Raw genomic sequence first — 18,252 nt, 5'->3', positions numbered from 1 at the left:
GAGGAAATGGGTCGAGTCGTCGGCTCCGCACGTTAATTGTCCTGAGGAGACTTGCAAGGTGACGATGGACAGCAAGGGATCGACATGCCCAAACAGGTGATGATTGTTGAGGACAACGAGCTGAACATGAAGCTCTTCCGCGACCTGATCGAGGCCTCTGGCTATGCGACGATCCAGACTCGCAACGGCATGGAAGCGCTCGAGCTTGCGCGCAAGCATCGGCCCGATCTCATTCTCATGGACATTCAGCTGCCGGAGGTTTCCGGCCTGGAAGTGACGAAGTGGCTGAAGGAAGACGACGAACTACACGTCATCCCGGTCATCGCCGTGACCGCCTTTGCCATGAAGGGCGACGAGGAGCGGATCCGCCAGGGCGGGTGCGAAGCCTATGTCTCCAAGCCGATCTCGGTACCAAAGTTCATTGAGACGATCAAAACCTACCTGGGCGATGCCTGAGCGGCGGGAAAATTGATATGACTGCGCGTATTCTTGTTGTCGATGACGTTCCGGCCAATGTGAAGCTGCTCGAAGCCCGGTTACTTGCCGAGTACTTCGACGTGCTGACGGCCAGTGACGGTTATGCCGCCCTGGCGCTCTGCGAAAAGACGCCCATCGACCTGGTGCTGCTCGATATCATGATGCCCGGTCTCGATGGTTTCGAAGTCTGCGAGCGGCTGAAGGCGAACCCGAAGACGGCACATATCCCGGTTGTCATGGTCACCGCGCTCGACCAGCCTTCGGACCGCGTGCGTGGCCTGAAGGCCGGCGCCGACGATTTCCTGACGAAGCCCGTCAACGATCTGCAGCTGATGTCGCGGGTGAAGAGCCTGGTGCGGCTGAAGAACGTCAGCGATGAGCTGCGCCTGCGGGCCCAGACGGCGCAGACGATCGGGCTTGAAGATGTTGGCCGGGCGGACCGGCCTGACGAGCCCGGCAACGTCCTGCTCGTCGATGGCCGCGGCTCGTCGCAGGAGCGGCTGCAGCGCGCCCTCAAGCCGATTGCCGAGGTCTCGGTCATCTCCGATCCGCAGGCGGCATTGTTCGAGGCGGCGGAGAACAATTTCGACCTCGTCATCGTCAATGCGAATTTCGACGACTACGATCCGTTGCGGCTCTGCTCGCAGTTGCGTTCGCTGGAGCGCACCCGTTTCATCCCTATCCTGCTGATCGCCGAGCAGGGCAGCGACGAGTTGGTCGTCCGCGCGCTCGATCTCGGCGTGACGGATTACCTGATGCGGCCGGTCGACCCCAATGAACTGATCGCCCGCTCGATGACCCAGATCCGGCGCAAGCACTGCAATGACAGGCTGCGGTCTAGCGTGCAGCAGACCATCGAGCTTGCCGTCACCGACGGCCTCACCGGGCTGCACAACCGGCGCTATTTCGACACGCACCTGAAGCTGCTGATGGATCGTGCCGCCGCGCGCGGCCGGCCGCTTTCCATCTGCATGACCGACATCGACCGCTTCAAGCAGGTCAACGATACCTATGGTCACGATGTCGGCGACGAAGTGCTGCGGGAATTCGCCAATCGCATCCGCACGACGGTGCGTGGAGCCGACCTTGCCTGCCGGTTCGGCGGCGAAGAGTTCATCGTGGTCATGCCGGATACCTCCGCCGAAATGGCAGCCGGTGTCGCCGAGCGTCTGCGCACGATCATCGAAAGCCTGCCATTTGCGATCCCGCAGGCGGATGGCCCCTTGAAGGTCACCGCATCCATGGGGATTGCGACGCTCAGGCCCGGCAACGACACGGCCGAAGCGCTGCTGAAGCGCGCCGACACGGCGCTTTATCAGGCCAAGCATGAAGGCCGTAACCGGGTGGTGGCAGCCGCCGCCTGAGCCGCGGCTAACGCGTCTCAGGCCTCGGCGCCCTTCAAGGAATTTCTTGGGCTTCCTCTTGCGGCCTGCATTCAAAGTTGTATTCTCGCGCCACCTCTTGCTACCGGGGAGTTTGGGTAGCAGCAGGGATCATGCAGTGTGCCTGTCCAGGTCTGATACAGAATTAACCATGCGCCGAGCGGCACCGCTCCGCGCATTAAGAATTCGTTGATTTTTTTTTATTTTCAGGTGATGCTCATGAAAGAGGGGGCGTCAGCCTTCTGCGATATTCGTTACCCCATGATGCTCAGGTCCGCCGCATCTCCTGGGTCGTGGGGTCGGTCGGTTGGCTTTTGGCGTCCGCGGAATCCTCGTGCCGCAGTCAGAGGCCAGCCGACCCCCTTTCCGACACGCCGTCCCGCCTTCGGGGCGGCGTTTTGATTCTGGGGCAAGAGCCGGGGAGGGCGAGCCGTTTGCTGGCGCCGGCGTGAACGCGTTGCGCTCGGCAAATTTTGCGAGATGCCCCAGGCGCTGGCCCAAAAAGGAAAAGGCGCCAGACCTTGCGGTCGGCGCCCTTCAATTCCCGAAAACCTGCGATCTTACTTGATCTTGGTTTCCTTGAATTCGACGTGCTTCTTGACGACCGGGTCGTACTTGGTCTTCGTCATCTTTTCCGTCATCGTACGGCTGTTCTTGGTCGTGACGTAGAAGAAACCCGTGTCGGCTGTCGAAAGCAGCTTGATCTTGATGGTAGTGGCTTTTGCCATGGTCGTCCTGCCTTTGTAACAATGAAAGCCGTGGACAACCGGTTGCGGGCCACGGGCAAGGTTGGCGCGAAACTACAAATCGCGGCCGAAAAGTCAAGACCGTTTTGGTTTCAAAACGATCCTGACCACCGAAAGCGCGACATAGAGACCGAAAAAGCCGGCGATCGCCCAGGCAAAGCCGTTGTTGCCGGTGGCGTCCATCGCCGCGCCGATCGCCTGCGGCCCAGCGACGGTACCGACGGCATAGGAAAACACGAAGGCCGCGTTGGCGGCCGCGAGATCCGCGCCCTGAAGCCGTGAGCCCAGGTGGCTAAGGCCGACCGTGTAGAGGCCGGAGACGCAGCCGCCCCAGAACAACAGCACGATTGCCATCAGGAACCAGCTCTCCACCAAGAGCGGCAGGAACAGCGCGCCGATGAGGCCGATCAGCGTCATCGCCGAGAGCAGTGTGCGGCGGTCTTTCACCCTGTCGGAAAGCATGCCGACCGGTATCTGGAAGATGAAGTTGCCGACGCCCATGACCGTCAGCAGCAGCGCTGCCTGCGATTCGCTGAAACCGGACCGTGTTCCAAAGATGAGGAACAGCGAAAGGCCGCCTGATTCGACCGCGCCGAAGATGAAGACGGCGGCCGTTGCCGTGGGTACGAGGAAGACATAGCGCAGGAAATGCCGCTCCGGCTTCTCGTCGATGACAGGGCTTTCGTCGCGCGCAAGAAAGATCGGCACGGACGCCAACAGGATGACGCCGGCGCCGACGAGGAAGGGCAGGAGGCCTTCGCTGCCGAGGATCGAAAAGAGAAGCGGTCCGGTCAGGAACCCAAGCGACAGGAATGTGCCGTAGATCCCGAGCACGAAGCCGCGCTTGCGCGGTGGTGCCGTCGCGTTGATCCAGAACTCGGAGAGAATGAAGAGGACGGTGATCGCTCCGTGGAAGACGATCCGGAGCGGGAACCAGAGCCAGAAATTGGTGATGTAATAAAAGCCGAGCGCGCTGGTGGCCGCGATCAGTACGGCCCAGAGCATCGTTGGCGCTACGCCATGTCGGTGCGCGAACTTCGTCGTGAACGGGGCAGCCACCATCGATGCCAGGCCCGCCATGGCGGAGTTCAGGCCGATGAGGGTCGAGGAAATCCCGCGCTTCTCCATGATGATGGAAAGCAGCGGCAGGCCGAGGCCGATGGCGATGCCGACCGCGCTGATGGCGGCGACGGCCGCGATCAGCGACCGCCAGTGAATTTCCTCTACCGGTGCAGCCGTACCGGGCGATGGCTGTGACATCTGACGCGGATCCTTAGAGCAATGTGCGCACGAAGCGCCCATGGCGCGAGGTGTAGAGCGGAACCGGTCGTTCGCAGGGCAGCGAAGGATCGGCGTCCAGTCCGTTCCGGAGGTCCGCGAGGATGACCGCGGTGATGTCAGGTATCCGTAGCGACGGCGTAGCGTTCACATCGATCCACTGCAAATCCTGAAGCTCCCGACTGTCCAGGAACCGCGTGGGATCGATTTCGGCCTCGTCGGCGAACACGGCGAAGAAGCGCGTATCGAACCGCCTCGTGTTGCCTGGAGGGGTGATGGCCCGAGCCATATAGCGCAACTTTGCAAGATCGGGAAGAAAGGGAACGGGAGCTTCCGCGGACGGAAGCGGCGCGCCTATGGCGATGCCGGCTTCCTCGTAGAGTTCACGCAGGGCCGCAAGCGCGAGCGCGCGCGCCCGGGCATCCGACAGCCCGCGCGCGCCGGCAACCTTCAGCGTTCGCAGGACGGAGGGATGAAGATCGGAACCGAAGCCAATTCGGTGATCGCCAGTATCGCGACGTCCGCCGGGGAACACGTAGAGATCCGGCATGAAGGCGTGGGCACTATGGCGCCGCCCCATCAGCACGTGCACGCGGCCGCCAACGCGATCGAGCAGCATGATCGAAGCGGCATCCCGGGGCCGCAGGGTCGCGGGACGCGGAGGCTTGGGCTCACTGCCCGTCGCCCGTGCCGGCGTCATGCCCGTTCGTCCCTCGGCGGCAGTACGTCCTCAGGGGCATCCTCGTGTCCGCCGAAGCCATGCATCTTCAGCGCCCATTGCAGGCCGATGACGGCGCCCTTTACAGGCTGCAACAGCGCCAGCGAACTGATGACGGTGATCGGCGCCCATATGGCGAGATGCTGCCAGCTGTTGAGCGGCAAAATGAGGTCGGTCGCCATGTAGCCGGCAAGCACGAGGTGGCCGACGATGGTCACGACGATATAGGGCGGGAAGTCGTCGGCGCGGTGGTGGTCCATGCGCTCGCCGCAGGCCGCGCACGTCTCAACCGACTTGAGATAGCTGCGAAACAGCTTGCCGCTGCCACACGCCGGACAGCGGCCGAGAAAGCCGCGCTTCATCGAAAGACTAACGGAGCGCTCGTCGCTTTTGGACCCGCCCAGATGAAGTGTTTCGCCTGATGCTGCTTTCATGTGCATTCCTCTGTCCTATCGGGACCCTATCGCCGGCCGCGCGGCGGCCGTGTTCCCGGCTTCTTCCGGGCGCCGGTGCGATCCCTGCGACCGGACTTGTGGAAGGAGCGCGTTGCCGTCGGCATCTTGCGTCCTTCGCTCTGCATCTCGAAGCGAAGCGCACCGGCAAGCGGCACGGCCTCGACGAGCTTGACGCGTACGGGATCGCCAAGGCGATAGCCGAGCCCGGTCTTCTCGCCGGAAAGCGCCTGATGCGCCTCGTCATAGATGAAGTAGTCGCGTCCGAGTGTTGATATCGGAACGAAGCCGTCGGCGCCATAGGCGGGCAGGGTGACAAAGAGTCCCGCCTTGGTCACACCGGAGACGCGGCCATCGAATTCTTCGCCGACGCGACCGTTGAGATGGTGCGCGATCAGCCGGTCGACCGTGTCGCGTTCGGCCGCCATGGCACGGCGCTCGAAGGTCGAGATCTCGGCGGCGATATCGTCGAGCACCGCCTCTTCCTGCGACGTCAGCCCGCCTTCGCCCAGACCGAGCGAGGCAACCAGCGCCCGGTGCACGATGAGGTCGGCATAACGGCGGATCGGCGAGGTGAAGTGCGCGTACTTCAAAAGGTTGAGGCCGAAGTGCCCGATGTTCTCCGGGCTGTAGATCGCCTGGCTCTGCGAGCGCAGCACCATCTCGTTGACCATGGTTTCGAAGGGCTTGCCTTCGGCCTTGGCGAGAATGCCGTTGAAGTGGTTCGAGCGCATGTTTCCGCCCTTGACGAGCGAGATGTCGAGCGTCGCGAGGAATTCGCGCAGGCTTTCCTGCTTGGCAAGCGACGGTTGGTCGTGCACGCGGTAGATGAGCGCCTGGCGCTTCTGCTCCAGCGTCTCGGCGGCGGCGACGTTCGCCTGGATCATCATTTCCTCGATCAGCCTGTGCGCGTCGAGGCGTTCGGGAACGAAGACACGGTCGACCGTGCCGTCGGGTTTCAGGATGATTTTGCGCTCGGGCATGTTGAGCTCGAGCGGCTGGCGCCGGTCGCGGCCGCGCGTGAGGATGCGATAGCCTTCCCAGAGCGGCTTCAGGATCGTCTCGAGGATCGGCCCGGTCTTGTCGTCCGGATTGCCGTCGATCGCTGCCTGCGCCTGCTGGTAGGAGAGTTTTGCCGCACTCTTCATCATGATGCGATGGAAGGTATGGCCGGCCTTGCGGCCCTCCTTGGAGAAGCGCATGCGCACGGCAAGCGCCGGGCGGTCGACGCCTTCCTTGAGCGAGCAGAGATCGTTGGAGATGCGTTCCGGCAGCATCGGCACGACCCGATCGGGGAAGTAGACCGAGTTGCCGCGCTTCAGCGCTTCCAGGTCCAGAGCGGACTTCGGGCGCACGTAGTACGAGACGTCGGCAATTGCCACCGTGACGATGACGCCGCCGGGATTGTCTTCGGACGGATCCGGCTCCGCATAAACGGCGTCGTCATGGTCCTTGGCGTCGGCCGGATCGATGGTGATCAGCGGCAGCGAGCGCCAGTCCTCGCGGTGCGCCATGGTGGCCGGACCGGCGGCGTTGGCCTCCTCGATCACCCGCTCCGGGAAGACGTGGGGGATGCCATGGGCGTGGATGGCGATCATCGAGATCGCCTTTTCCGAGGCGACCGAACCGATGACGGTCTGCACCTGCGCGCGCGGCAGGCCGTAGCGGCCGAGCCGCGACAGCTGCACCTCGACCAGGTCACCGTCCTGAGCATTGCCGGTGAACTCCGGATCAACCAGGATTTCCTCGCCGCGCTTTTCGATCGGCATCAGCCGTCCGCCGCCGCCGGGCGTCGAACGGAAGACACCGAGCACGGCATCCTTGCGCTTGTCCAGAACCTTGATGATGCGCGCCGTATAGGCAGGACCGCCACGCTCCTTGGCCGGGAAGATCTTGGCGAGCACCCGGTCGCCGAGACCGCCGACAGGAGCCTTGCCCTTACCCTTGGCGACGGCCGACTGCTTGATCAGCACCGCCGGCGCGACGCCGTCGTCGTCGAGCCATTCGGCCGGGCGGCCGATTAACTCGCCGTCGACATCGCGGATGGTGATGTCGAGCACGGTCACCGGGGGCAGGGCGCCCGGACGCACCAGCGACTTGCGCTTTTTTTCGACCATGCCGTCGACTTCCAGCGACTTCAGCAGGGCTTTCAGTTCGACGCGGGTCTCGCCCTTCAGCCCGAAGGCCTTGGCGATCTCGCGCTTGGAGGCGCGGTCCGGGTTTTCGGCGATGAAGCGCATCAGCACGTCACGCGGCGGGACCGCGCCGTGGATGATCGGTTCGCTTGGCTGGGCCGATCCGCCCTTTGCCGCGCGAGCTGGCTTCTTGCCCTGGCTTCTCTTGCCGGACTGTTCGGTCGGGTCGCGCGGTATTCTGGTCAAGATCAGTCCTTCTTGGCCTTGGCGGCCGTCTTTGTTTTGCTCTTGGCGGGCGCCTTGGCCTTAGCCTTGGTCGCCTTGGCGCCGTCCTCGGACTTCGCCGCTGCCTTGGTCGTCTTGGCCTTGGTTGCCTTGCCCTTGGTCGTTCCGCCCTTGGCGGCACGCTCCGAGATCAGCACAAGTGCCTCCTCGACCGTCACCGACTGCGGATCCTTGCCCTTCGGCAGGGTGGCGTTGACCTTGCCCCAGTTGACATAGGGGCCGTAGCGGCCGTCGCGCACGGTGATCGGGCCACCATCGGGATGGTCGCCGAGTTCCTTGAGCGATGCGGCGGCGGTGCGGCCACGGCCGGCACCGGCCTTCGACTGCTTGTCGGCGAGAACCGAGACCGCGCGGTTGAGGCCGATCGAGAAGACGTCTTCGATCGATTCGAGATTGGCATAGGTGCCGTCGTGCAGCACGAACGGCCCGTAGCGGCCAAGCCCGGTCGAGATCATCTTGCCGCTTTCCGGATGGGCACCGATATCGCGCGGCAGCGACAGCAGGGCGACCGCCTTCTCGTGGTCGATCGTCGACGGCGTCCAACCTTTCGGCAGGCTTGAGCGCTTGGCTTCCTTGCCGTCGCCACGCTGGACGTAGGGGCCGAAGCGGCCGCTCCGGAGCGTGATTTCCTCGCCGGTATGCGGATCCTTGCCGAGCGCCTGCGGTTCGTTCGAAACGGCGGCCTCCTCGCCGTTGCTCTCGGAGGAGAGTTGGCGGGTGAAGTTGCACTCCGGATAGTTCGAGCAGCCAACGAAGGCGCCGTACTTGCCGAGCTTCAGAGACAGCTTGCCGGTGCCGCAGACCTGGCAGATGCGCGGGTCGCCACCGTCTTCGCGCTTCGGGAAAACCAGAGGCGCGAGCTCTTCGTTCAGCGCGTCGAGCACGTTGGTGACGCGCAGTTCCTTGGTTTCCTCGATCTGGGCGAAGAAGTCCTTCCAGAAGTCGCGCAGAACGTCCTTCCAGTTGACCTCGCCGGCCGAGACCTGGTCGAGCTTTTCTTCGAGCGATGCCGTGAAGTCGTAGCCGACGTAACGGGTGAAGAAGCTTTCGAGGAACGCCGTCACCAGCCGCCCCTTAGCCTGGGGGATGAGCTTGCGCTTGTCGTTGGTGATGTAGTCGCGGTCGAGCAGGGTGGTGACCGTCGCGGCATAGGTGGACGGCCGGCCGATGCCGAGCTCTTCCATCTTCTTGATCAGGCTTGCTTCGGAATAGCGCGGCGGCGGCTCGGTGAAGTGCTGCGAGGCGTTGATCTTCTGCTTGGCGAGGTTCTCGCGAGCATTGATCTCCGGCAGGCGGCCGTCGTCTTCGCTGTCGTCCGTCTGCTCGCCGTCTTCCTTGGCATCCGTATAGGCGGCGATGAAGCCGTCGAAGCGGATGACGGAACCCGTAGCGCGCAGGCCGGCCTTCTGGCCGCCGTTGTCGGCGGTGATTTCAGCCGTTGTGCGCTCGATCTCGGCGGATGCCATCTGGCTGGCGATGCCGCGCTTCCAGACGAGGTCGTAGAGCCTGAGCATGTCGCCATCGAGGAAGCGGCGGACCTCATCCGGCGTGCGGTTGAAATCGGTCGGGCGGATGGCTTCGTGCGCTTCCTGGGCGTTCTTCGCCTTGGTCGAATAGAAGCGCGGCTTTTCCGGTAGATAGCGGTCGCCGAACTGGCTGGCGATCGCAAGGCGCGAGGCTTCGATCGCTTCCGGCGCCATCTGCACGCCGTCGGTACGCATATAGGTGATCAAACCGACCGTCTCGCCGCCGATGTCGACGCCTTCATAGAGCTTCTGCGCGACCTGCATGGTGCGCGAAGCGGAGAAGCCGAGCTTGGAGGAGGCGGCCTGCTGCAGTGTTGAGGTGGTGAAAGGCGGCGACGGGTTGCGCTTGACCGGCTTTGCTTCGATGCTATCGACCACATAGGCGGCGCCATCGAGCAGGGTCTTGAGACGATTTGCTTCTTCGCCGTTGCCGACAGCCTTCGGCGCAAGACGCTTGCCATCGGCCGAAACGAGACGCGCCTCGAACTCGTCCCCGCGCGGCGTCTTCAAGAGCGCCGAGATATTCCAGTACTCCTCGGAGATGAAGCGCTCGATCTCGTTTTCACGATCGCAGACGAGGCGCAGCGTCACCGACTGCACGCGGCCAGCCGAGCGGGCACCCGGCAGCTTGCGCCAGAGCACCGGCGAGAGGTTGAAACCGACGAGATAGTCGAGTGCGCGGCGCGCCAGGTAAGCGTCGACCAGCGAGGTGTCGATGTCGCGCGGATGAGCGATCGCTTCGAGAACGGCCTTTTTCGTGATGGCGTTGAAGGCTACGCGCTTGACCGGCTTGTCGCCGAGCACCTTCTTCTTCTTCAGAAGGTCAAGTACGTGCCAGGAAATCGCTTCACCTTCGCGATCCGGGTCGGTTGCGAGAATGAGGCCGTCAGCGGATTTGACCGCGTCGGCGATGTCCTTCATGCGTTTCGCCGAGGCACTGTCGACTTCCCAGGACATCTCGAAGTCTTCGTCGGGACGGACCGAACCGTCCTTCGCCGGCAGGTCGCGCACGTGACCAAACGAAGCCAGTACCTTGTAGCCGGGGCCCAGGTACTTGTTGATCGTCTTTGCCTTGGAAGGCGATTCCACCACTACAACATTCATCGTCATTTTCTGAGACAACCGGTCCTGGTTCGGCGTCAGCGCCGTTTGCGCCGTACTTCGCCTGATATCGACGCCCCGAAATGGACAGGGATTCGAACGGGGTCAAGGGGGTTCGCCCAAAATAACGATGAGAGCAGACTATGCAACTCATGCAGGATTGGGTCGTTTCCGCCCTCAGAAAAGGTTGGTGCGCCGTCAGGCCAGTCCTCATTCCGTTGCTGCCACGGACACCAAACCGCCGGGATGGCGATGGAGGCGGCCGGCAAGATCAAGCTCCAGCAACAGCAGATAGACCTGCGCCGGCGAAAGCCCGGTGTGGCGGACGATATCGTCGATCTCGACCGGCGTCGGGCCGAGCGCGGTGCTGACCGCGGCGCGGTCGCCGTCGCTCGCGCTCGCCGGAACACCAGCCCGCGCCTGACCATCCGGTTCCCGCACGCCCGGCAGCGGCAGCTCCAGCTGGCTGAGTGGCGCCAGCGCCTCGATCACGTCATCCGGGCCGGTCGTGACGATCGCGCCCTGTTTCAGGAGATCGTTGGTGCCATGGCAGCGCGGATCGAGCGGCGAGCCGGGAACCGCAAAAACGAGCCGGCCGAAATCGGCGGCGTAGCGCGCGGTGATGAGCGAGCCGGAGCGGTGCGCGGCCTCGACGATCGCAACGCCGAGGCTGATCCCGGCGATCAGCCGGTTGCGGCGCGGAAAGTCGCGCGCCCGTGGCTCCCAGCCGAAAGGCATTTCGCTGATCGCGAGGCCCCGACCAGCCGTGATTTCTTCGAGCAGGCCGACGTTCTCGGGCGGATAGGGACGGTCGAGCCCGCCGGCAAGGGCTGCGATGGTACCGGTATCGAGGCTGGCGCGATGGGCGGCCGTGTCGATGCCGCGCGCAAGGCCCGAGGTCACGACATAACCGGCGCGACCGGCGTCGCGCGCGATCATCGCCGCGAACTTCGCGCCGCTGACCGAAGCGTTGCGTGAACCGACGATGCCAAGCGACGGGCGGGCAGCCGCGCTGAGATCGCCTTTCATCGCAAGGAGAGGAGGAGCGCCGTCGATCTGCCGCAGCGCCGAGGGATAGGCCGCTTCGCCGATGCCGACGAAGATGGCGCCGTGGCGTCGTGCCGCCTCCAGTTCCCGTTCGGCTTCGGCGATGGATGCCACGCGATAGCTATGTTTGGTGCCGCCGCGCCGCGACAGTTCCGGCAGGGCATCGAGTGCGTTTTCGGCGGTGCCGAAATGGTTGATCAGGTCGCGGAAGGCGATGGGGCCGACATTGTCGCTACGGATCAGCCGGAGCCAGGATATTTTCTGTCGTTCGGTCAGCGCCACTCCGGTTCGTCCTGCGCTGGCCTCAGACATTATCCCTTGTCTCCGATCTTGCTTTCCGTGCCGGCAAGCAGCCGCTGTATGTTGGCGCGGTGCTTTACCCAGGTGATGACCGTCATGGCGGCAAAGAGGAGGGCGACCTTCTCGTTGCCTACCGCGTAAAGTAGAACCGGGATGATAGCCGTTGCAACCAGGGCGGACAATGAGGAGTAGCGGCTGATTTTCGCCATGCCGAGCCAGATGACCGCAAAGGCGAGCACCATCAGAGGAGCAAGGCCGAGCAGCACGCCGATATAGGTCGCGACGCCCTTGCCGCCCTTGAAGCCAAGCCAGACCGGGTAGAGATGGCCGATGAAGGCGGCAAAGCCGGCGGCAATTCCGGCCTCGATGCCCCAGTAGGATGCGATGAAGGCTGCGGCCGAGCCTTTCAGGGCGTCGAGCAACAGCGTCGCGGCAGCAAGCTTCTTGTTGCCGGTTCGCAGCACATTGGTCGCGCCGATATTGCCGGAGCCGATCTTGCGCACGTCGCCGAGCCCGGCCATGCGCGTCAGGATCAACCCGAACGGGATCGCGCCGAGCAGATAGCCGAAGGCAAGGCTTAGAAGCGTAGAGGGCAGCCCAAGCTGCCAGGACAATAGTTCCACCGGTTCCCCTCCCGCGCGATCGCTTTCGGCTTAGGCCGAATGCACCAGCTTGCCGGCAACATAGGTTTGCACGACCCGCCCGGTAAAGCGCGCATTTTCAAACGGCGTGTTCTTGGAGCGAGAAACGATCGCCTCTTCGTAAAGCACCCAGGGCTCGTCGAGATCGAGGACGGTGATGTCCGCCTTGGCGCCGGGTTTCAGCGTACCGGCATCGAGACCGAAGATCGCCGCCGGACGCGTCGACATCGCGTCGATCAGGCGCATCAGCGGCACCTGGCCGCTATGATGCAGGCGAAGCGCGGCCGCGGCCAGCGTTTCCAGGCCGATCGCGCCATCGGCGGCATCGGCAAAGGGCAACCGCTTGGTATCGACGTCCTGCGGGTCGTGCGAGGAAACGATGATATCGATCGTGCCGTCGGCGAGCGCCTCGGCCATGCCGACCCGATCGTCTTCGCTGCGCAACGGCGGCGAAAGCTTGAAGAAGGTCCGGTACTCGCCGATGTCGTTCTCGTTCAGCGCCAGATTGTTGATTGATACGCCGCAGGTGACATTGGCGCCACGCTCGCGTGCGGTGCGGATTGCGGCTGCCGATTCGGGAACCGAGATCTGGGCGGCGTGATAGGCGGCACGCGTCAGCCCGGCGATGCGCAGGTCGCGCTCGAGCGGAATGATCTCCGCTTCGCGCGGGATGCCGGAAAGGCCGAGCCAGCTGGCAAGCAGGCCTTCGTGCATGACGCCGTTGGCACCGAGATATTTGTCGCGCGTTTCAAGGGCGATGACGGCGCCGAATTCGCGCGCATAGGTCATGGCGCGGCGCAGGACCAGCGTGTCGTGGATCGAGCGGCGGCCATTGGTGAAGCAGACGGCACCCGCTTCGCGAAGCAGACCGAACTCGGTCATTTCTTCGCCGGCGAGGCCCTTGGTCAGCGCTGCGGCCGGGTGCACGTTGACGAGCGCCTTGTCGCGCGCCGTCTTCTTCACATATTCGACGAGTGCGATGTCGTCGATGACGGGATCGGTCTCCGGCATGGCGATGAAGGTGGTGACCCCGCCGGCAGCGGCCGCCCGCGACGCGGACTCGAAGGTCTCGCGGTGCTCGCTGCCCGGTTCGCCGACGAAGACGCGGGCATCGACGAGGCCCGGGACAGCGGTGAGCCCGGCGCAGTCCTTGACGAAGGCGCCATCCGGCGCGCCCTGGTTCTGGGCATCGGCACCGGCGGCAAGGATATGCCCGTCGTCGCCGACGACGATGGTGCCGACTTCATCGAGATTGCGCGAGGGATCGACGATGCGAAGGTTCTTCAGAACGAGTGGTCTGGTCATGTGCGCGGCCCCTGGTTCTGCGAGAGAAGCAGTGTTTCCATCACTGCCATGCGCACGGCAACGCCCATCTCGACCTGCTGTTCGATCACGCTCTGCGGCCCGTCGGCGATTTCCGAGGCGATCTCGACGCCGCGGTTCATCGGCCCGGGATGCATGACAAGCGCATCCTCCTTGGCCGCCTTCAGCTTTTCCGCATCGAGCCCGTAGTAGTGGAAGTATTCGCGCACGGACGGCACGAAGGACCCGGCCATGCGCTCGCGCTGCAGGCGCAGCATCATGACGACATCCGCATCCTTCAGGCCCTCGGCCATCGAATGGTAGACCTCGACGCCCATGTCGGCGATGCCGGAAGGAAGCAGCGTTGCCGGTGCGACGACGCGGACGCGTGCGCCCATCTGGTTGAGGAGCAGAATGTTGGAGCGCGCCACACGCGAGTGCAGCACGTCGCCGCAGATGGCGACGATGATGCGCGAGAGCTTGCCCTTGGCGCGGCGGATCGTCAGCGCGTCGAGCAGCGCCTGCGTCGGGTGCTCGTGCTGGCCGTCGCCGGCGTTGACGACGGAGCAGGAGACTTTCTGCGCGAGAAGGGCGGCAGCACCCGCCGACGAATGGCGCACGACCAGCACATCGGGGTGCATGGCGTTCAGCGTCATCGCCGTGTCGATCAGCGTTTCTCCCTTCTTTACCGAGGAGTTGCCGACCGACATGTTCATCACGTCGGCGCCAAGGCGTTTGCCGGCAAGCTCGAAGGAAGACTGCGTGCGGGTCGAGGCCTCGAAGAAGAGGTTGATCTGCGTCAGACCCCGAAGCGTCGACGTCTTCTTTTCTCTTTGACGGGAGATTTGGACGGCTTCATCGGCGCGATCGAGCAGATAGGTTATATCCTGCTCCGTAAGCCCCTTGATGCCGAGCAGGTGGCGATGCGGGAAAGTGATCATGGGCCGCCCTTGCGCTCTGGAAATGTGGTCGCTCTATAAGACCTGGTCCCCGGCACGGCAAGGCTTGGGCGTGCCCGTCCGCAGAAAACTTGCAACGGCGATCCTATCTTTTCTGCGCCCCGTTCCGTGGTCGAGAAACTTGCGCTAGAACCGGCCCATGAATCAGATGAACCGGACTGAACAGAAACTCGCCGAGCTGAACCAGCCCAAGCCCTGGTCCGGCGTCAACGCCTATCGTTCCGATCCGCTCGTGGTCGACATCACCTCGGGCATGAGCAAGACGTTGCGCGACGAGTTCGATGTGCTCGGCCGCTACGTCACCTCGCCGGAGGCGCAGGAACTGGCGCGCATGGCGAACGAAGGTCCGCCGAAGCTGAAGACCCACGGGCCGCGCGGCGAGCGTCTCGATGTCGTCGAGTTCCACCCGGCCTGGCATGCGCTGATGCGCCGCTCGATGTCCTCGGGCCTGCACGCGTCCGCCTGGGAAAATCTGCCGGACGAGCGCAACCAGTCGCATAAAGTCCGTGCGATCCGCTTCTATCTGACGGCGCAGCTCGAATGCGGCCATCTTTGCCCGCTGACGATGACCAGCGCGTCGCTGGCCGCGATCACCGCCTCGCCGGCGGTGCAGAAGGAGTGGGCGCCGAAGATCCTGTCGCGCAAATACGATTCCACCAACCGTCCGTGGATGCAGAAGTCTGCCGTCACCGTCGGCATGGGCATGACCGAGAAGCAGGGCGGCACCGACGTGCGCGCCAACACCTCGACCGCCGAACGGGTGGGCGAGGGGATCTATCGGCTGAATGGCCACAAGTGGTTCATGTCGGCGCCGATGAGCGACGCTTTCGTCATGCTGGCGCAGACCCGCGAAGGCCTTGCCTGCTTCCTGGTGCCGCGTCTGCTTGAGGACGGCAGCGCCAACGGCCTGCGGTTCCAGCGGCTGAAGGACAAGCTCGGCAACCGCTCCAATGCATCTTCCGAGGTCGAGTTCTCCGACACGTTCGGCTTCATCCTCGGCGCGCCGGATGCCGGCCTTCGCACGATCCTCGACATGGTAACGCTGACGCGGCTCGACTGTGCGCTCGCCTCCGCCGGCATGATGCGCGCTTCGCTTGCCGAAGCCGTGCATCATACGCGCGGCCGCAAGGTTTTCGGCAAGCCGCTCGTCAGCCAGCCGATGATGACGCGCGTGCTTGCCGACATGGCGCTCGACGTCGCCGCGGCGAGCGCGCTTTCGTTCCGCCTGGCCGAAGCCTTCGACAGGGCCCGCAGCAGCGCGGAAGACGCGGCCTATGCGCGGATCATGACGCCGGTTGCGAAATACTGGGCCTGCAAGATCGCGCCGGCACTGATCTATGAGGCGATGGAGTGCCTGGGCGGCAACGGCTATGTGGAAGAGCGTGCACTGGCGCGCCACTACCGCGAAGCGCCAGTGAACGCCATCTGGGAAGGCTCCGGCAACGTCATGGCGCTGGATGTGCTGCGGGTTCTCGCCAAGGGCAAGGACCTGTTCGAGCAGCTCTTCGTCGTGCTGGCGCGCGATCTCGGCCCGTCCGGCCGCAAGACCATCGACGTGCTGCGCGCGGCCATGTTGCTGTGCGAACGCGATGAAGGTGCCGCCCGCATGCTGGTCGAACAGCTGGCGCTCGCTGCCGCTGCCGCCGAGCTCTACCGTCTCGGTGCCGGTCGCATTGCCGATGCGTTCCTGGAATCACGCCTGGCCGCTGGCTGGCGCTCGACCTACGGCATGCTCGATTCGCGCTTCGATTCCGCCTACATCCTCGACCTTCTCTATCCCCCTGCGGCGTAAGCCTTCAGCCCCCCCGTGACGTCGTCAGTTGCTCGCGACGTAGGCGGTGAGAAGAAGGACGAGCGGGATCGTGAAGAACGAAACCACGGTCTGAACGGTGGCAACGGCCGCATAGAGCTCGGCGTCGCCACCCATCTGTTTGGCGAGCAAATAGCCGTTCATCGCCGTCGGTACCGCCGCGCCAAGGGCAACAACGAGAAGCGCGTCGCCACGAATGCCGAGTAGGTAGCTGGCGCTCACCATGAAGACCGGCATGACGATCAGCTTGAGGAAGACGGCAAGCAGCGCGACGGCGCTTGGTTTGAGCGCGTCCGATGCCCGTAACCCGGCGCCGACCATCACCAGCCCGAGACTGAGCGACGCGCTCGCCAGCATCTCGATGGTGGCCATCAGCGGGCTGTAGATCTTCAGTCCGATCAGGTTGACGAAAATTCCGAGCACCGAAGACACGATGATCGGATTGGTGGCGATTCGCATGAAGAAGCGGCGAAAGTCACGTCTGCCGCCCGTGAACCACACGAGCACGGCAATATTGTAGAGATTGGTCGGGATGATCAGGAGCGTCATCAAGAGCGCGGTCAGTGTCAGGCCGAGTTGCCCGTAGAGTTTGTGGGCGATCGCAAGCGCCATGAAGCCGTTCCACCGTGTCGCCGTCTGGAACGTCGAGGTGAAGGACGCCGCGGAAACCTTGCGGTTTCTAAGCATAGGCCAAAGCAGTAGCACGAAAAGCGACATCAGGCTGACGCTGCCGATCGTGGCGATGGCCGTTGCGTCCGCCTGCAATCCGGTGAAATTGGCCTCAGCCAGGGTCGAGAACAGGAGGGCAGGGAACAGGATGAAGTAGCCGAACTGTTCCAGCCCCAGCCAAAGGTTCTGGTCGACAAGCGTCGAGCGCTTGAGCCAGGCGCCGAGCAGAACCAGCAGGAAGACGGGGAGGATGCTTTCGAAGACGATAGTCATGGGGAGGGCCTGCGTGCGAGAGCCCTATCGCTACCGCAAATTTCCGCAAACCGGAATGTCTTGCCGCACGGGAAATGCGGGGAAGGGCTTATCCAGGCCCGATTGCGGGCGCGTCCCTGTGAAAATTAACCTTAACAAATGGTTTACGTTGCGCAGGCCCCCGTAAGGGCGGAGATTGATCCGGCATTTTAATGGATTCCGGAATGGAGCGGTTCGGTGAGAACTGGTCTTATGATCATCATGATGATGTTTTTTGCCGGACTGGCGCTAGATATCGCAGTTCCCGCGATGGTTCTCGTGGCCGTCGTCCTGGCAGACCGCGCAATTTATCCCGTCGTCTTTCGGCAGATCTCGGAAAGGGGAGCCGCATGAAGTGGTTTCTGATCCTTTGGGGCGGACCGATCCTTCTGCTGACGGGCTGGTACAGTCTCTCGTACTACGACATGAGCTTCGGCTTTTTCATGCTGACGCGCCAAACCCATGATCTGGTGTTCCAGATCTACGGCAACGTCCTCGGCATTCCACCGGAATCGATCCCGCCGCTCGTCGCGCGCGCGATCGTCGTCGACAGCCTCATCGTTTTTGCCATCATCGGCTTTCGCAAGCGCCGCCAGATCGCGGCCTGGTATCGCCGCCGCTTCGGCGCCACGGCCCCTCAGTCCGAGAGGCCGTCTCTTGCCAGCGACGCCAGCCTGTCGAGCGCACCCTGAAGAATGAAGGATGCTGCGGCCGAATCGATGCGTTCGGCCCGCTTGCGTCGCGACACATCCATCTCGATCAGCACCCGCTCGGCCGCGACCGTCGACAGCCTTTCATCCCAGAAGATGAAGGGCAGGGGCGTCTTCTGTTCCATGTTGCGCACGAAGGCGCGGGTCGCCTGACAGCGCGGTCCTTCGGTGCCGTCCATGTTGACCGGCAGGCCGATGACGAAGGCCGCGATCTTTTCTTTGTTCCCTGCCGAGAGCAGCGCCTCCGCGTCCACGCCGAACTTGACCCGGCGGATCACCTCGCGCGGGGTCGCAAAGCGACGGCCCAGATCGGAGACCGAGAGGCCGATCGTTTTCGTGCCGAGGTCGAGACCCGCGATCGCCTGGTTCGGCTGTAGCTGGGCTGCGAGTTCTTCGATGGTGAGAATTGCCATGGGATTGTCG

At 63.6% G+C, this 18,252-nt stretch carries 17 protein-coding genes; 5 read left to right on the top strand and 12 right to left on the bottom strand.

The annotated features are described in order from the left end of the window. The first annotated feature begins 84 nt into the window (after nucleotides 1-84). Both JVX98_RS15420 and JVX98_RS15415 read left to right on the top strand, forming a co-directional pair. Nucleotides 85-456 carry a response regulator gene (locus JVX98_RS15420; RefSeq protein WP_003537642.1) on the top strand — a complete coding sequence of 124 codons (372 nt, stop codon included), beginning with the start codon at nucleotides 85-87 and terminating at the stop codon, nucleotides 454-456. 17 nt (nucleotides 457-473) lie between these two features. Further along, entirely contained in the window at nucleotides 474-1,841 is a 1,368-nt protein-coding gene (locus JVX98_RS15415) for a PleD family two-component system response regulator (RefSeq protein ID WP_205239111.1), read from the top strand. A 578-nt stretch (nucleotides 1,842-2,419) separates the two neighbouring features. Here JVX98_RS15415 and rpmG read toward each other — a convergent pair. The 10 genes from rpmG to JVX98_RS15365 form a co-directional block, all read right to left on the bottom strand. After that, complete coding sequence (gene rpmG / locus JVX98_RS15410; protein ID WP_034795357.1) at nucleotides 2,420-2,587, bottom strand: 50S ribosomal protein L33; 168 nt, start codon at nucleotides 2,585-2,587, stop codon at nucleotides 2,420-2,422. A gap of 93 nt (nucleotides 2,588-2,680) precedes the next feature. Further along, on the bottom strand, nucleotides 2,681-3,865 hold the full coding sequence (locus JVX98_RS15405) for an MFS transporter (RefSeq protein WP_043614093.1): 1,185 nt from the start codon (nucleotides 3,863-3,865) through the stop codon (nucleotides 2,681-2,683). 13 nt (nucleotides 3,866-3,878) lie between these two features. Continuing rightward, complete coding sequence (locus tag JVX98_RS15400) at nucleotides 3,879-4,583, bottom strand: NUDIX domain-containing protein (protein WP_205239110.1); 705 nt, start codon at nucleotides 4,581-4,583, stop codon at nucleotides 3,879-3,881. Further along, nucleotides 4,580-5,035, bottom strand: a complete 456-nt coding sequence (locus JVX98_RS15395) for a DUF983 domain-containing protein (protein WP_043614190.1) — start codon at nucleotides 5,033-5,035, stop codon at nucleotides 4,580-4,582. Before JVX98_RS15395 ends, JVX98_RS15400 begins: the two co-directional genes overlap by 4 nt. Before the next feature lie 26 nt (nucleotides 5,036-5,061). Further along, a complete protein-coding gene (gene rnr / locus JVX98_RS15390; protein WP_205239109.1) occupies nucleotides 5,062-7,434 on the bottom strand; it encodes a ribonuclease R in 2,373 nt (790 codons plus the stop codon). Between the two features lie 2 nt (nucleotides 7,435-7,436). After that, nucleotides 7,437-10,103 carry a type I DNA topoisomerase gene (topA, locus tag JVX98_RS15385; protein WP_192447252.1) on the bottom strand — a complete coding sequence of 889 codons (2,667 nt, stop codon included), beginning with the start codon at nucleotides 10,101-10,103 and terminating at the stop codon, nucleotides 7,437-7,439. A gap of 207 nt (nucleotides 10,104-10,310) precedes the next feature. After that, nucleotides 10,311-11,459 carry a DNA-processing protein DprA gene (gene dprA / locus JVX98_RS15380; RefSeq protein ID WP_205239108.1) on the bottom strand — a complete coding sequence of 383 codons (1,149 nt, stop codon included), beginning with the start codon at nucleotides 11,457-11,459 and terminating at the stop codon, nucleotides 10,311-10,313. Next, nucleotides 11,459-12,070 carry a glycerol-3-phosphate 1-O-acyltransferase PlsY gene (gene plsY / locus JVX98_RS15375; protein WP_192447250.1) on the bottom strand — a complete coding sequence of 204 codons (612 nt, stop codon included), beginning with the start codon at nucleotides 12,068-12,070 and terminating at the stop codon, nucleotides 11,459-11,461. Before plsY ends, dprA begins: the two co-directional genes overlap by 1 nt. Nucleotides 12,071-12,100: 30 nt before the next feature. Next, nucleotides 12,101-13,393, bottom strand: coding sequence for a dihydroorotase (locus tag JVX98_RS15370; protein WP_205239107.1), 1,293 nt, complete (start codon nucleotides 13,391-13,393; stop codon nucleotides 12,101-12,103). Beyond that, on the bottom strand, nucleotides 13,390-14,331 hold the full coding sequence (locus JVX98_RS15365; protein WP_043614107.1) for an aspartate carbamoyltransferase catalytic subunit: 942 nt from the start codon (nucleotides 14,329-14,331) through the stop codon (nucleotides 13,390-13,392). Before JVX98_RS15365 ends, JVX98_RS15370 begins: the two co-directional genes overlap by 4 nt. A 157-nt stretch (nucleotides 14,332-14,488) precedes the next feature. Between JVX98_RS15365 and JVX98_RS15360 the strand changes: the two genes are divergently transcribed. Continuing rightward, the gene (locus JVX98_RS15360) at nucleotides 14,489-16,141 is read left to right on the top strand and encodes an acyl-CoA dehydrogenase family protein (RefSeq protein WP_192447249.1); all 1,653 of its coding nucleotides are present in this window, start codon (nucleotides 14,489-14,491) and stop codon (nucleotides 16,139-16,141) included. Nucleotides 16,142-16,165: 24 nt separating this feature from the next. Here the strand turns inward: JVX98_RS15360 and JVX98_RS15355 are convergent, their stop codons facing one another. After that, nucleotides 16,166-17,101: an AEC family transporter gene (locus JVX98_RS15355; RefSeq protein WP_205239106.1), complete on the bottom strand. Its 936-nt coding sequence runs from the start codon at nucleotides 17,099-17,101 to the stop codon at nucleotides 16,166-16,168. Between the two features lie 231 nt (nucleotides 17,102-17,332). On the opposite strand from JVX98_RS15355, the gene JVX98_RS15350 reads away from it, so the two are divergent. Beyond that, nucleotides 17,333-17,473, top strand: coding sequence for a hypothetical protein (locus JVX98_RS15350; protein ID WP_089045732.1), 141 nt, complete (start codon nucleotides 17,333-17,335; stop codon nucleotides 17,471-17,473). Beyond that, nucleotides 17,470-17,811, top strand: a complete 342-nt coding sequence (locus JVX98_RS15345; protein ID WP_205239105.1) for a DUF6105 family protein — start codon at nucleotides 17,470-17,472, stop codon at nucleotides 17,809-17,811. Before JVX98_RS15350 ends, JVX98_RS15345 begins: the two co-directional genes overlap by 4 nt. Here the strand turns inward: JVX98_RS15345 and ruvX are convergent. After that, a complete protein-coding gene (gene ruvX / locus JVX98_RS15340; RefSeq protein WP_043614114.1) occupies nucleotides 17,757-18,242 on the bottom strand; it encodes a Holliday junction resolvase RuvX in 486 nt (161 codons plus the stop codon). The two genes, JVX98_RS15345 and ruvX, sit on opposite strands and share 55 nt — an antisense overlap. Between the last annotated feature and the right edge of the window lie 10 nt (nucleotides 18,243-18,252).

This window comes from Ensifer sp. PDNC004 (genome assembly GCF_016919405.1).
Classification (GTDB): domain Bacteria; phylum Pseudomonadota; class Alphaproteobacteria; order Rhizobiales; family Rhizobiaceae; genus Ensifer.
This window is presented reverse-complemented; position numbering and strand designations above follow the sequence as displayed.

Excerpts from the sequence above, each read along its gene's own strand:
- JVX98_RS15350 (WP_089045732.1), top strand. The coding sequence starts at position 17,333 with ATGATCATCATGATGATGTTTTTTGCCGGACTGGCGCTAGATATCGCA.
- topA (WP_192447252.1), bottom strand. The coding sequence starts at position 10,103 with ATGAATGTTGTAGTGGTGGAATCGCCTTCCAAGGCAAAGACGATCAAC.
- JVX98_RS15400 (WP_205239110.1), bottom strand. The coding sequence starts at position 4,583 with ATGACGCCGGCACGGGCGACGGGCAGTGAGCCCAAGCCTCCGCGTCCC.
- rpmG (WP_034795357.1), bottom strand. The coding sequence starts at position 2,587 with ATGGCAAAAGCCACTACCATCAAGATCAAGCTGCTTTCGACAGCCGAC.
- JVX98_RS15360 (WP_192447249.1), top strand. The coding sequence starts at position 14,489 with ATGAATCAGATGAACCGGACTGAACAGAAACTCGCCGAGCTGAACCAG.
- JVX98_RS15370 (WP_205239107.1), bottom strand. The coding sequence starts at position 13,393 with ATGACCAGACCACTCGTTCTGAAGAACCTTCGCATCGTCGATCCCTCG.
- JVX98_RS15345 (WP_205239105.1), top strand. The coding sequence starts at position 17,470 with ATGAAGTGGTTTCTGATCCTTTGGGGCGGACCGATCCTTCTGCTGACG.
- JVX98_RS15405 (WP_043614093.1), bottom strand. The coding sequence starts at position 3,865 with ATGTCACAGCCATCGCCCGGTACGGCTGCACCGGTAGAGGAAATTCAC.
- JVX98_RS15355 (WP_205239106.1), bottom strand. The coding sequence starts at position 17,101 with ATGACTATCGTCTTCGAAAGCATCCTCCCCGTCTTCCTGCTGGTTCTG.
- JVX98_RS15420 (WP_003537642.1), top strand. The coding sequence starts at position 85 with ATGCCCAAACAGGTGATGATTGTTGAGGACAACGAGCTGAACATGAAG.
- JVX98_RS15415 (WP_205239111.1), top strand. The coding sequence starts at position 474 with ATGACTGCGCGTATTCTTGTTGTCGATGACGTTCCGGCCAATGTGAAG.
- JVX98_RS15395 (WP_043614190.1), bottom strand. The coding sequence starts at position 5,035 with ATGAAAGCAGCATCAGGCGAAACACTTCATCTGGGCGGGTCCAAAAGC.
- JVX98_RS15365 (WP_043614107.1), bottom strand. The coding sequence starts at position 14,331 with ATGATCACTTTCCCGCATCGCCACCTGCTCGGCATCAAGGGGCTTACG.
- dprA (WP_205239108.1), bottom strand. The coding sequence starts at position 11,459 with ATGTCTGAGGCCAGCGCAGGACGAACCGGAGTGGCGCTGACCGAACGA.
- ruvX (WP_043614114.1), bottom strand. The coding sequence starts at position 18,242 with ATGGCAATTCTCACCATCGAAGAACTCGCAGCCCAGCTACAGCCGAAC.